Below are 12,571 nucleotides of genomic sequence, written 5' to 3' on the forward strand. Positions count from 1 at the left end.
GGAGACCGCCAACCATGAGCGAGTTCGGCAAGGTGCTCGCCAGAGCCGACCTTCCCTTCGCCCCGCGACGCGCCGTGTGGAGCCCGGACGGCCGGTGGGTCGCGGCCTTCGGCTTCCACAAGTCGTCGGAGCACTTCAAGACCCAGCGGCTCGTCCTGCTGAACGCCGGGACCGGCGCGGTGGCCTGGGAACACGACGCGCTCGACGTGACGTCCGTCGCGTTCAACCCGGCAGGCGACAGGCTCGCCGTCGTGGGCCGCATCGGGCCGGTGCGGACCATCATGGAGTTCGTCGAGTTCCTCGACTGCACCGAGGTGCCGCCGTTCAAGCGGGCGGAGTGCGAGCGGTTCAACCGGGAGGAGGCCGGGTTCAGAGTACGCGGCCACGAACTGCCGGAACGCGAGATCGCGCTGCTCGACGTCGCGGACGGCCGCGCGCTGTGGGCCGACGACGACAAGCACCTCGTCCTGCGCGACGCGGTCTTCAGCGCCGACGGCTCGCTCCTGGCCGTCGCGGGCGGCAAGACGCTCCGCCTGCTCGACGCGCGCACCGGCACCGTCCTGATGGACCACGACACCCTGAACACGACACTGCGCTCGACGGTGTTCAGCGCCGACTCGCGGCTCCTGGCGACCGTCGACGCCGAACGCGTCATCGCCTTCGACGCCGCGGCGCACGCCGAGACCTGGACCGCCGTGCTGCCCGCGCCCGCCGTGCTGTGCGCGTTCCTCGGCGCGGACGCGCTCCTCGCCGTCACCGACGTCCGCGCATACGTGCTCGACGCCGGGGACGGCAGGGAGAAGGCGTTCGTCGACTTCGCGGACCCGCTGCCGGGCGGCCCCGCCGAGCTGAGCCCCGACCGCACCCGCCTGGTCAGGGCGGGCGAGGCGCGCGCGGTGCTGTGGGACCTCATCGGCGGCGCGCGCAGGTTCGAGACGGCGACCGGCGACGCCCCGGACGTCAGGTTCAACCCGAGGCTCCCCGAGGTCGCCGTCGCCTCGCGCGGCGGGGTCAAGGTGCTGAACACCGACCTCGGCACGACGGTGTGGGCACCGCCCGCCGAGCCGCTGACGGCCCTCGCCTACTCCGCCGACGGCCTGCGCCTCGCGCTCTGCGGCGAGGCGGGAACCGGGGGGTTCGTCAGGATTCACGACATGAACCCCGCCGACATCTCCCACCTGCTGTGCGAGGGTCCCGTGCTGCGGGTCGCGCTCACCGCGGGGCCCGACCCGCTCGCGGTCGCGGTCAGCCAGGAGACCCGAGCGACGGTCTTCCACGCCGAGACCGGCGCGTTCGTCCTGCAGAAGAACCAGCCGGGCGCGATCACCGCCGCGGCGTTCAGCCCCGACGGGCGGCGCTTCGCCACGGGCGGCCTCGACGGCGGCGTCCGCCTGTTCGACGCGCGCACCGGCGACCGGGTCTGGGCCGCCGCGCTCGGCTCGCCGGTGACCGGCGTGGTGTTCCTGCCGGACGGCGACGTCGTCGCCGCGGCGGGCAAGACCGTGGCCCGCCTGGGCCGCGACGGCGCGGACCCGCCGGTCTGGAAGTCCGAACACCCCCTCGCGGTGGCGCTGGTCGCCGCGAGCGCCGACGGCGCGCACGTCGCCACCGCGAGCGCGGACCGCTTCACCCGTCTCCTCGACGCCGCGACGGGCGTCGAGCGCGTCAGGTCAAGGCACGACACCAAGATCAGGGCGCTGGTGTTCGACCCCGTCGGCGGGCGGCTCGCGGCGGGCGACGAGAACGGCCAGGTGAAGGTCATCGACACCGGCACGGGGCAGGAGACCGACCGCGCCGCGCACACCAAGCCGGTGACCGCCCTCGCGTTCGGACCGGGAGGGATGCTGGCCAGCGCGGGACGGGACAAAGCGGTCCATATCGTGGACGTGAGCGGCGGCCAGCCTGTCCCGGTGCGCGATCTTCTGCTGCCCGGCATGGTCGTCCAGCTCGCGTTCCACCCCGCAGGGCCCGACCTCGCCATGGTGGCCGAGGAACCCGAACCCGTCGTGACCGTCATCGACCCGGTCCAGGGGGCCGAGCTCAGCACGCTCGCCCACCCGGGCGCGGTGAACGACCTCGCCTACAGCCCCGACGGCAAGCTCCTCGCGACGGCCTGCGCGGACAAGATCGCCCGCGTCTACCCGGGGAAGCGGCCATGAACGACATGCTGTGGGTGGCCGTGCCCGCCGGGCGCGCCACGCCCGCGACGGTACAGATCCGGGTCCTCGTCGTGCCGCGCCTCGGCGGCGGCGTCCTCGAGGAGTTCGGGTTCCAGGACTGGCCGTCGCTGCTGGCCAACAGCTCCTTCGAGGTGCGGGTCAAGGACGACGACGGCGTCCGCACGCTCGACGCGGTGCCCGGCCAAGAGCCCGTCGCGGCGAGCGAGGCGTGGCACGCGTTCTTCGACGGCGCGGCAGGCGTGATCGAGCCGTACACGCCCAAGGTCCAGCCGACGCCGGAGGTCCGCCCGACCCACGCCCAGGCCCTTACCGTCGCGACCTCCTACCGCGAGTGCGCCGCGGTGCTCGCCGAGAAGGGTCCCGACGGCGCGGCCGACGACGTGCGCCGCAGCATCGAGCGGTTCCTCGCGCCCGCCGCCCCTGCCGTCGAGGTCGAGGAGCCGTTGCCGCCGTTGCCGCCGCCCGTGGACTTCCACAGGACCGTCGCCGCGCTGCGCGAGCACCCGGCCGTGCTCGAGGCGCTCGGGTTGATCTTCACGCTCACCGTCGACGCCGCCGACCTCGTCGCCGCGCGGGGCGTCCGCCGCGTGTCGGTCCGCTGCGCCGACGACCCGCTGCGCGACATGGTCACCTCGCCGTGGACCCGCTACGACCTCGCCGCCGACGGGTTCTGGCCCGCCCCCGCCGACCCCGACGGCGGGCTCGCCCGGGGCATGCTCGACCTGTCCGGCACCCTGATGGTCGACTTCGCCGAGGCCGGGACGCCGAAGTGGGCGTTCACGACGATCGACGTGGACGGCGCGGTCCGCGCGCTCCGCGAACGCGCCGACACCCGCGACGACGGACGCCCGCCCGCCCTGCCCGACCTGCGCACCGACGGCCTCACCCTCATCCGCCCCGGCCGTGGCGCGGAGTTCGCCGCGCGCGGCGAGGTCGCCGCGGCGCGCGCCGGGGAGTCACTGGAGAACGCCGAACTCACCGCCGAAGACCTCGTGCTCGGCTACCGGGTGGACATCAGGTCCGCCGACCGGCCCTGGCGCTCCCTGTGCGAGCGTGAGGCCACCTACACCGTCGAGGGCGCGGACGGCGTGACTGTCGCGCTCGGCGCGCCGGGGACGCGCGAGGAAGGGCACGTCAAGCCGTTCGCGGCGGTGAAGACGCCCGACGGCGCGCTGCACGCCGACGAGGCGGTGCTCCGCTGGGACGGCTGGAGCCTCGCCGTCCCGTTCCTGAACCTCCTCGCCGACTCGCCGGGCCCGTCGGCGACCCCGGGCGCGGACCCGCCCTACGTCTTCCGCTGGGACTTCAGGCCGCCCGACGGCAGCCTGCCCCGGCTGCGGTTCGGGAAGTTCTACCAGATGCGCATCCGGGTCGCCGACCTCACCGGCGGCGGTCCCGGCCTCGCCGACGCCGGGGCGGACACCGCGAGCGAGCCCGTCAGGTATGTCCGCAACGACCCGATCCAGCCGCCACGGCTCAGCCACGACGGCGGGTCCGCCACCGGGGCCGCCGTCGACCGGATGGTCATCCGCAGCGACCCGGGCATGAGCGCGGCGGCGTTCCACGCGGCGAACCCGCAGTACCCGGCCGTCGAGACGCGCACCCTGCACCCGCCGAGCGCGAGCTTCGCCACGATCGAGCAGCACGGCGGGTTCGACCCGGGACCCGCGGGGACCGATCCGGAGTTCGCCGAGCGGACCTGGCGGCTCGCGGTGCGCGCGCTCCTGGCCGAGGAGAACGGCGACATCCACGGCGCGCTGCCCGATCCGGCGGCCGTCGGCGTCAACGCGCGCCTTGTCGCCGCGCCGGGCGGGCTCGCCGAGGACGTCCAGGACACCTCGGCGTGGGCGGCGTGGCCCGCGAGCGACCCCAAGACCGTCACGCTCACCGAACGCGCCGGGCAGGGGCCCGCCGCCGACGCGCGCTGGGACGCGTCCGGCGCGCTGGCGATCGGGCTGCGCCAGGGCGAGGAGGTGCTGCTCGAGCTGTCCTCGACCGTGCACGAGGACCTGCTCGACGACTTCGCCGTCAAGCTCTGGCTGGAGAACCCGTCGGGGGCCGCGGGGCCGGTCAGCGCCGCGCAGATCGAGCGGCGGCTCGCCGTCGCCCGCGCCGGACGGCATCCGCTGCTGTCGCCGGTGCGCGCGATCCTGCTCGTGCACGCGGTGCGCAAGCCGCTTGCCGAGCCCGTCTGGCAGCTCACCGCCGACCGGATCTTCCGCGCCGAGAACGACACCAACGCCGTCCTGCGACCGCTGCTCACCGCGCTGGACACCGACAGCACGGGGCGGCTGGAGATCGCCGCGGCGTGGCGGGAGTTCACCGACGCGGGGGAGACGCCCCGCGCCGTCGCCTATGTGCACGGCGAGACCGTGGCGCGCGGGCCCGTGCCCGACCTCGTCTTCCGGCACGAGTTCGGCGACACAAGGCACCGCAGGATCGCCTACACGGTGAAGGCCATCAGCCGGTACCGGGCCTACTTCGACGCCGCCGACCCGGACACGGCCTTCCAGCTGCTCCGGACGCAGGAGACCGTCAGCGTCCCGTCGAGCGCGCGGCCGCCCGCGCTCGACGTGCGGTCGGTGACGCCGTCGTTCCGGTGGTCGGAGACCGTCGGGGCCGACCGGATCGAGCGGGTGCGCGCGTCGCGCAGGCTGCGCGTGGAGCTCGCGCCGCCGTGGTTCGCGACGGGGGAGGGCGAGGCGGTGGCCGTCGTGCTCGCCGCCGACGGGCAGGACCCGGCGCACCCGGTGACGCGGCTCGGGCGCGACCCGGTCTTCGCGTCGCCCGCGCTGCCCGCCAAGCCGTCGGCCAGTTGGTTCCGCGGCTTCGCCGAGCCGCCCTCGGCGTCGGCCGACCTCGGGCCGCGTACCGTGCTCGTCCCTTACGCGGCGACAAGGGAAGGGGATCGCTGGTACGCGGACGTCGCGCTTGAGCCGCCCGCATCCGTCGGGTCGTCTTACGCGCCCTTCGTGCGGCTCGTCCTCGCCCGCTTCCAACGGCACAGCCTGGCGGGCTTGTCTCTGTCGCCGTTGGTCGAGGCCGATCCTGTGCGGCTGCTGCCCGATCGACGGCTTGTGGTGGAACGCGGCGGTGCCGGCGTGCGCGTCTCGCTGCTCGGGATCGGCCCGAACCCGCCCAACCGCCTTGAGGTCGTCCTGGAGGAGGCGCCTGTCGGCGCGGATCCGCAGGCCCTCACGCTCATCGACCTCGACGGCGGCTCTGGCCTGCCCGCCTGGCGTCCCGTCCCGGGCGGAACCGTCGTCAGCGACGCCCCGGAAACGCCCTCGACCCTCGCCCTCCCGCCCGGAACCGCCAGGCTCCGCCTGCGCGTCCGCGAGATCGAACGGCTCCCCGCCCCGGTGCCCTTCCCCGCACCCCAGGAGCTGCGCGACAGCACGGTCTTCCTCGACACAGTCCTCATCCCCGCGTCCTGGCGGCCCGCCTGACCGACGCGACAACCGACACGGAACCAGAGCAAGACCACGGGAGCCTTCGAGCTCGAGGCGTTCTACACGCATCTGAAGAGCCTGGCCCCGCGGATCGTGACCGGCGGCAGGATCAAGCGCGGGGAGCTGATGGGCGTCGTCGTCGCGTCGAGCCCGCCCCACCTGCACCTCGCGCTCGCCGAACGCAGGGGCGGCGACAACTTCGGCGTCGACCTCTATGGGTTCTTCCGCACGCACATCAACAGCGCGATGCCGACCGCCGTCAAGTTCTTCCAGAACGGCACGCCGCCCGCGCCCTGACCCGGGGCATCGCACGCCCTATTGACAGGAAACCTGATGATGCAGCAGGGTCAATCGTCAGGTTTCCTGTTGATTGAGGAGTTCGGGCATGCGACAGTCCCATGGGCTCGGCGCGGAGCATCTCGCGCTGCGCGAGCTGGCACGCGCGGTGGCGGAGGAACGGCTCGCGCCGCACGCGGCCGACGTCGACGAGAACTCACGGTTCCCGACGGAGTCGCTGCGCGCGCTCGTCGCCGCCGACCTGCACGCCGTCGGCGTCCCCGAGGTCTACGGCGGCCAGGGCGGCGACCACCTCGCCGTCGCCGTCGTCGCCGAGGAGCTCGCGCGGGTCTGCGCGACCACCCAGCAGGTCGCCGGGTCCAACGAGCTGTTCGCGCTGCCGCTGCTGCTGCACGGCTCGCCCGAGCTGCGCGCGCGGTACCTGCCGAGGATCGCGAGCGGGGAGTGGCTCGGCGCGTTCGCCCTGTCGGAGCCCGGCGCGGGAAGCGACGTCGCCGCGATCACCACCCGGGCCACCCGGGCCGGGGACGGATGGGTGCTGCGCGGGACCAAGCGCTGGATCACCAACGCGGGCCACGCCGACGGCTACGTCGTGTTCGCCTCGACCGACCCGGACGCCGGGGGCCGCGGGCTGTCGGCCTTCGTGGTGGAGGCCGCCGACCCGGGGATCTCCTTCGGCGCGCCGGAGCGCAAGATGGGCCTGAAGGGCTCGCCCACCTGCGAGGTGTTCCTCGACGACGTGCGCGTGCCCGCCGACCGCCTCGTCGGCTCGCCCGGCGACGGCATGCGCGTCGCCCTCGGCACCCTTGACCGCACCCGGGCGACGGTCGCCGCCCAGGCCGTCGGCATCGCCCAGGGCGCGCTCGACCTCGCCGTCGCGCACCTGGGGGAGCGCGAGCAGTTCGGCAGCCCCCTCGCCGCCTTCCAGGGCCTGCGGTTCATGGTCGCCGACCTCGAGATCCAGCTCCGCGCGGCCCGCGCGCTCACCTACGCGGCGGCACGCGAACTCGACGCGGACGGCCCCGACGTCACGGCGGCGGGCGCGGCAGCCAAGTGCTTCGCTTCCGACACCGCCATGCGCGTCACCACCGACGCCGTCCAGCTCCTCGGCGGCCTCGGCTACACCCGCGACCTGCCCGCCGAACGCATGATGCGCGACGCCAAGGCCACCCAGATCTACGAGGGCGCCAACCAGATCCAGCGCCTGGTCATCGCCCGCTCCCTCCTGTGACCGGGCCGCGCGTCAGGCGAACGTGCGCCGGTAGGTGTGCGGGGTGACGCCGGTCGTGCGCTTGAAGCGGTCGCGGAAGGCGGCGGGGGACCGGAAGCCGACCTGCGCGGCGATGCGCTCGACGGGATGGTCGGTGGTCTCCAGCAGGTGCTGCGAGCGGCGTATCCGGGCGCGGTGCAGCCACTGGAGCGGGGTCGTGCCGGTCTGCTCTCGGAAGTGGCGGATGAGGGTGCGGGTGCTGGTCCCGGCCTGGGCCGCGATGTCGGTGAGGGCGAGGTCGCGGTCCAGGTGGTCCTGGAGCCAGGCAAGGAGGGGTTCCAGCGTCGCGCCCTGCGGGGCGGGCGGGTGGTCGGGGACGATGAACTGGGCCTGGCCGCCCTCGCGTTCCAGCGGCATGACCGACAGGCGCGCCGCGTCGGCGGCGACGGCCGACCCGTAGTCGCGGCGGATCAGGTGCAGGCACAGGTCGAGGCCCGCGGCGGCCCCGGCCGAGGTGAGGACGCGGCCGTTGTCGACGTACAGGACGTCGGGGTCGACCTCGATGTCCGGGTGGGCGGCGGCCAGGAGGTCGGCGGCGGCCCAGTGGGTGGTCGCGCGCAGGCCGTCGAGGAGGCCCGTGGCGGCGAGGGGGAAGGTGCCCGTGCAGATCGAGGCGAGGCGGGTGCCGGCGCGGGCCGCCTCGCGCAGGGCGTCGCGGACCGCAGGCGGGAGCGGTGCCGTCGGCGTCGCGGTGCCGGGGACGATGACGGTGTCCGCGCCGCGCAGGCCGTCGAGGCCCCAGGGGGCGCGCAGGGTGAAGGCCCCGGCGTCGACCTCGGGCCGCTCGGCGCACACCCTGACCCGGTAGCCGGGACGCCCGTCCGGCAGGCGGGTGCGGGTGAAGACCTCGATCGGGGTGGCCAGGTCGAACGGGATCAGCTTGTCGAGCGCGAGGACGGCGACGGTGTGCATGGCAGAAAAATACCCCTTCGCCATGACGAAAAGTAGGGGGTCGCGGCCTTTGCTCCCAGGTCAGAGGCTACTTACAGGGTTTGGCACTATCCCGGGGGAAGGTGTCATTTTTGCCACTGGGCGGGTGGGGAGGCGGCTCACTACCGTCGGAGACGTGCCCGGAACGCGCCGGGCTCCCCGCTCGTGAAGGACCCGGCTCATGCACGCCCAGATCGTTCTGTTCGACGGCTTCGACCCGCTCGACGCCATCGCCCCCTTCGAGGTGCTGAGCGCCGGAGGCACCGCGGCCCCCGGGGCGGTGACCGTCGAGCTCGTGTCCGCCGAGGGGCCGCGCGACGTCGTCAGCGGCACCGGCGGGCTCACGCTGCGCGCCACCGCCGCGCTCGACCCCGCCCGCCCCGGCCTGATCGTGGTGCCGGGCGCGTCAGGGCGCATCGGCGACCCCGAGGAGGTCCCCGACGAGGGCGACCCGGAGCCGACCATCCCCGTCCTGCTCGGCAGGACCCTCACCACCGAACTGCCCGGCCTGCTGAAGGCCGCGATGGACAACCCCGACGTGATCGTCGCCTCAGTGTGCGGCGGCTCGCTCGTGCTCGCCATGGCGGGCCTGCTCGAAGGACGCCACGCGACGACCCATCACATGGGCATGGACATGCTCGACGCCACGGGCGTCCACGCGGTCGACGCGCGGGTCGTGGACGACGGCGACGTCATCACCGGCGCGGGCGTCACCTCGGGCCTCGACCTGGCCCTCTACCTCCTGGAACGCGAGGTGGGCCCCCGGGTCGCCCACGCCGTCGAGTCCCTGTTCGCGTACGAGCGGCGCGGGACGGTCTGGCGGAACACCGGCCCGGCCCCCGCCGCGTTCTGATCTCACCAAACCACCACAGAGCAAGGAAGAACACAGCATGTCCGTCGAAGGCACCTGGGATCTGACCATGTCCACCCCGATCGGCAGGATCAAGGCGGTCGCCGAGTTCCACCGCGCGGACGGCGTCCTCACCGGCACGGCCCGGGGCGCGGGCGAGGAGGTGCGGCTCAGCGACGTCGTCCTGGACGGCGACCGGCTCACCTGGAAGCAGTCGATCACCAAGCCCCTGCGGCTGAACCTCGCCTTCGCCGTCACCGTCGACGGCGACACCCTCACCGGGACGTCCAAGGCGGGCCGTCTCCCGTCGTCCAAGGTCAGCGGGGTCCGCCGGCCCCCGGCATGAGCGCGTCCGGTTCGCGTGACCTTTTCGGATGGTGCTCGTTATGTCACGTGGGGTCCCCGGGCACGGTGGGGGCTCCGCGGCCGGCCTTTCCGTGGGCGGCTTCCGCACTAGGGTTGGGGCATATGGGACGGGTCGGGCGGGTGCTGGCGCGGGTGCTCGACGGGCCCCCCACCGCGTCACGGGAGCGGATCGAGGCGCGCACCCGGCGGCTCGTGCTGTCCAGCGTGGTCGTGGCGAACATCGGCGGCGCGCTCGTGGTGCTCGCCCTGGCGATCGTCGTGCTGCCCGACCCCGCCGACCTCGCCGACGCCGCCGCGCTCCGCGCCTTCAACACCGCGCTGCTGCTCGCGTACCTGACCGTCGCGATCGTCGTCGGGGCGGTCTGGGGCCTGCGCCTGTTCCGGCCCATGCGTCGGCTGTTCCTCACCGGACGGCGGCTCGCCGATGACGAGCGGCGGCTGATGCTGCGCGCGCCGCTGCGCATGATGCGGGTGCACGTCGTGCTGTGGGGGCTGGCCAGCGTCGGATGGGCCGCGGTCAACCTGTGGTTCTCGCCGCTGATGGCGCTCAAGGTCGGCCTCACCTGCCTGCTCGGCGGGCTGACCACCAGCACGATCATCTACCTGCTGACCGAGCGGCTGTTCCGCAGGTTCGTCACCGACGCGCTCAGTACTCGGGTGCCCGAGGAGTCGGGCGTCCCGGGCGTCGTGGCGCGGCTTGTGCTCGCCTGGACGCTCGGCACCGCGATCCCCGTCCTCGGCCTGCTGATCTTCGGCGCGGTCACCCTGCTCGGCGTCGACGTGACCGCCGCCGAACTCGCCTGGGTGGCCCTCGCGCTCGGCGGAACCGCGCTGGTGGTCGGGGTCGCGGTCACCTACCTTGTGGCCCAGGCCGTCGCCGCGCCGATCGACTCGGTGCGGCAGGCGATCGCGGAGGTCGAGCGGGGCGGCCTCGACGTCGAGGTGCCGGTGTACGACGGCAGCCAGATCGGCCAGCTCCAGGCCGGGTTCAACCACATGGTCGCCGGGCTGCGCGAGCGCGAGCTGATCCAGGACCTGTTCGGCCGCCAGGTCGGCGAGGACGTCGCGCGCCTCACCCTCGAACACGGCGTCGAGCTGGGCGGTGAGCTGCGCGACGTGTGCGTCATCTTCGTCGACCTCGTCGGCTCGACGCGGCTCGCCGCCACCCGGCCGCCGATCGAGGTGGTGACGCTGCTGAACGAGTTCTTCGCGGTCGTCGTGGACGTCGTGGAGCGGCACGGCGGCTGGATCAACAAGTTCGAGGGTGACGCCGCCCTCGCCGTCTTCGGCGCGCCCTCACCGCTCGACAACGCGCCGACAAGGACCCTCGCGGCGGCGCGGACGATGGCCGCGCGGCTCGCCGCCGAGGTCCCCGGGGTGACGGCCGCGGTCGGCGTGTCGGGCGGCGAGGTCGTCGCGGGGCACATCGGGGCGGTCCACCGGTTCGAGTACACGGTCATCGGCGACCCCGTCAACGAGGCGGCGCGGCTCACCGAGCTGGCCAAGAAGACGCCGGGGCTGCTCATGGCCGCGGGGACCGTCCTGGACGCGGCCGATCCCGGGGAGGCCGCGCACTGGGAGATCAGCGGCGAGGTCACCGTCCGGGGCCGCACCCGGCCGACCCGCACCGCGACCCTCCGCGCCGCCGAGGACTGACGGGTCACGGGCCAGTCCGGCGGGGGCAAAGACTCCGCCGGGACGTGAGCTTCGCCAGTGATGCGAGGAATGACCGCTCAGAAGGGTCGGCGAGCGGAGGGGGAGATCCCGTGCGTGGAGTTGTGCTGAACGGGCCGGGCGACGTCGTGGTGGCCGACCGCGCGGACCCGGGGATCATCGAGCCGACCGACGCGGTCATCCGGGTGACGGCGTCGTGCGTGTGCGGCTCCGACCTGTGGCCCTACCGGGGGATCGAGAAGGCCGACGGGCCCGTGCCGATGGGCCACGAGTACGTCGGCGTGGTCGAGGAGATCGGCCCCGACGTGCGGCGGATCGCGGTCGGCGACTTCGTCGTCGGGTCGTTCTTCGCCTCCGACGACACCTGCGAGATCTGCCTGGCGGGCTACCAGTCGCGCTGCGTGCACGCCGTGCCCATGAACCTGATGGGCACCCAGGCGCAGTACGCGCGGATTCCCCTCGCCGACGGGACCCTCGTCGCGACGCCCGAGCCGCCCGAGGACGACCTGATCCCGTCGCTGCTGACGGCGTCCGACGTGCTGGGCACCGGCTGGTTCGCCGCCGACGCCGCCCAGGCCGGGCCCGGCAAGACCGTCGCGGTCGTCGGCGACGGGGCCGTCGGCCTGCTCGGCGTGCTCGCGGCGCAGCGGATGGGCGCGGACCGGATCATCGCGTTCAGCAGGCACCCTTCAAGGCAGAAGCTCGCCCTCGAGTTCGGCGCGACCGACATCATTTCCGAGCGCGGCGACGTCGGCGTCGCGCGGCTCAAGGACCTCACCGAGGGTCTCGGCGCGCACAGCGTGATCGAGGCGGTCGGCACCCAGGAGTCGATGACGCAGGCGATCCGGGCGACCCGGCCCGGCGGGCACATCGGCTTCGTCGGGGTTTCGCACGATGTGGAGCTGTCGGGGAACGAGCTGTTCTTCTCGGCCGTCCACCTGCACGGCGGGCCCGCGCCCGTCCGCAGGTTCCTGCCCGAGCTGATCGACCTCATCTGGACCCGGCAGATCGACCCCGGCCGCGTCTTCGACCTCGAGGTTCCGCTGGAGGACGCGGCCTCGGCGTACCGCGCGATGGACGAACGCCGCGCCGTCAAGGCCCTGCTCCGGCCCTGAGACGACGGCGTGGCGTCCGGGCCTGCGGGGAACGAGGGGACTCGTGCGCATCTCACGACTCGACCACCTTGTCCTCACCGTCGCCGACGTGGAGCGGAGCGCGGCGTTCTACCGGGACGTCCTCGGCATGCGGGACGCACCCGCCGAACCCGGGCGTCGCGCCGTCGCCTTCGGGCCCAGCAAGATCAACTTCCATCAGTGCGGCGATGGGCGGCCGGACGCCAAGGCGCCGACGCCCGGCAGTGCTGATGTGTGCTTTGTCCTGGAAGGCGCGACCCTCGCTGAGGTCAGTGCCGCCCTGGGCGTCCACGGCGTCGCCGTCGAGGGGCCCGTCGCGCGCGTCGGAGCGCTCGGCTCGATGACGAGCCTCTACCTGCGCGACCCCGACGGCAACCTCGTAGAACTCGCCGTCTACGCGGGCGAAGACGACGACTAGG

At 73.8% G+C, this 12,571-nt stretch carries 10 protein-coding genes; 9 read left to right on the plus strand and 1 reads right to left on the minus strand.

The window, feature by feature from the left end; translation table 11 throughout:
• Positions 1–14: 14 nt before the first annotated feature.
• From R9X44_RS28915 to R9X44_RS28930, 4 genes are all read left to right on the plus strand, one after another.
• On the plus strand, positions 15–2,159 hold the full coding sequence (locus tag R9X44_RS28915) for a WD40 repeat domain-containing protein (RefSeq protein ID WP_319817482.1): 2,145 nt from the start codon (positions 15–17) through the stop codon (positions 2,157–2,159).
• Positions 2,156–5,629 carry a hypothetical protein gene (locus R9X44_RS28920; RefSeq protein WP_319817483.1) on the plus strand — a complete coding sequence of 1,158 codons (3,474 nt, stop codon included), beginning with the start codon at positions 2,156–2,158 and terminating at the stop codon, positions 5,627–5,629. The genes R9X44_RS28915 and R9X44_RS28920 overlap by 4 nt, the downstream gene beginning before the upstream one ends.
• Before the next feature lie 96 nt (positions 5,630–5,725).
• Positions 5,726–5,929, plus strand: a complete 204-nt coding sequence (locus R9X44_RS28925) for a hypothetical protein (RefSeq protein ID WP_319817484.1) — start codon at positions 5,726–5,728, stop codon at positions 5,927–5,929.
• 88 nt (positions 5,930–6,017) lie between these two features.
• Positions 6,018–7,160, plus strand: coding sequence for an acyl-CoA dehydrogenase family protein (locus R9X44_RS28930; RefSeq protein ID WP_319817485.1), 1,143 nt, complete (start codon positions 6,018–6,020; stop codon positions 7,158–7,160).
• A 12-nt stretch (positions 7,161–7,172) separates the two neighbouring features.
• Here R9X44_RS28930 and R9X44_RS28935 read toward each other — a convergent pair whose 3' ends face one another.
• Positions 7,173–8,111, minus strand: a complete 939-nt coding sequence (locus R9X44_RS28935) for a GlxA family transcriptional regulator (RefSeq protein WP_319817486.1) — start codon at positions 8,109–8,111, stop codon at positions 7,173–7,175.
• Positions 8,112–8,310: 199 nt separating this feature from the next.
• On the opposite strand from R9X44_RS28935, the gene R9X44_RS28940 reads away from it, so the two are divergent.
• The 5 genes from R9X44_RS28940 to R9X44_RS28960 all read left to right on the plus strand — a co-directional run bounded on the left by R9X44_RS28940 (position 8,311) and on the right by R9X44_RS28960 (position 12,570).
• Positions 8,311–8,982 carry a DJ-1/PfpI family protein gene (locus tag R9X44_RS28940; protein ID WP_319817487.1) on the plus strand — a complete coding sequence of 224 codons (672 nt, stop codon included), beginning with the start codon at positions 8,311–8,313 and terminating at the stop codon, positions 8,980–8,982.
• A 37-nt stretch (positions 8,983–9,019) separates the two neighbouring features.
• Complete coding sequence (locus R9X44_RS28945; protein ID WP_319817488.1) at positions 9,020–9,325, plus strand: hypothetical protein; 306 nt, start codon at positions 9,020–9,022, stop codon at positions 9,323–9,325.
• Positions 9,326–9,447: 122 nt separating this feature from the next.
• A complete protein-coding gene (locus R9X44_RS28950; RefSeq protein ID WP_319817489.1) occupies positions 9,448–11,001 on the plus strand; it encodes an adenylate/guanylate cyclase domain-containing protein in 1,554 nt (517 codons plus the stop codon).
• 110 nt (positions 11,002–11,111) lie between these two features.
• Entirely contained in the window at positions 11,112–12,134 is a 1,023-nt protein-coding gene (locus R9X44_RS28955; RefSeq protein ID WP_319817490.1) for a zinc-dependent alcohol dehydrogenase family protein, read from the plus strand.
• 43 nt (positions 12,135–12,177) lie between these two features.
• Positions 12,178–12,570, plus strand: a complete 393-nt coding sequence (locus R9X44_RS28960) for a VOC family protein (RefSeq protein ID WP_319817491.1) — start codon at positions 12,178–12,180, stop codon at positions 12,568–12,570.
• Position 12,571: the final 1 nt, after the last annotated feature.

This window comes from Actinocorallia sp. A-T 12471, assembly GCF_033875155.1.
GTDB lineage: Bacteria > Actinomycetota > Actinomycetes > Streptosporangiales > Streptosporangiaceae > Actinocorallia.

Excerpts from the sequence above, each read along its gene's own strand:
- R9X44_RS28915 (WP_319817482.1), top strand. The coding sequence starts at position 15 with ATGAGCGAGTTCGGCAAGGTGCTCGCCAGAGCCGACCTTCCCTTCGCC.
- R9X44_RS28920 (WP_319817483.1), top strand. The coding sequence starts at position 2,156 with ATGAACGACATGCTGTGGGTGGCCGTGCCCGCCGGGCGCGCCACGCCC.
- R9X44_RS28930 (WP_319817485.1), top strand. The coding sequence starts at position 6,018 with ATGCGACAGTCCCATGGGCTCGGCGCGGAGCATCTCGCGCTGCGCGAG.
- R9X44_RS28935 (WP_319817486.1), bottom strand. The coding sequence starts at position 8,111 with ATGCACACCGTCGCCGTCCTCGCGCTCGACAAGCTGATCCCGTTCGAC.
- R9X44_RS28940 (WP_319817487.1), top strand. The coding sequence starts at position 8,311 with ATGCACGCCCAGATCGTTCTGTTCGACGGCTTCGACCCGCTCGACGCC.
- R9X44_RS28945 (WP_319817488.1), top strand. The coding sequence starts at position 9,020 with ATGTCCGTCGAAGGCACCTGGGATCTGACCATGTCCACCCCGATCGGC.
- R9X44_RS28950 (WP_319817489.1), top strand. The coding sequence starts at position 9,448 with ATGGGACGGGTCGGGCGGGTGCTGGCGCGGGTGCTCGACGGGCCCCCC.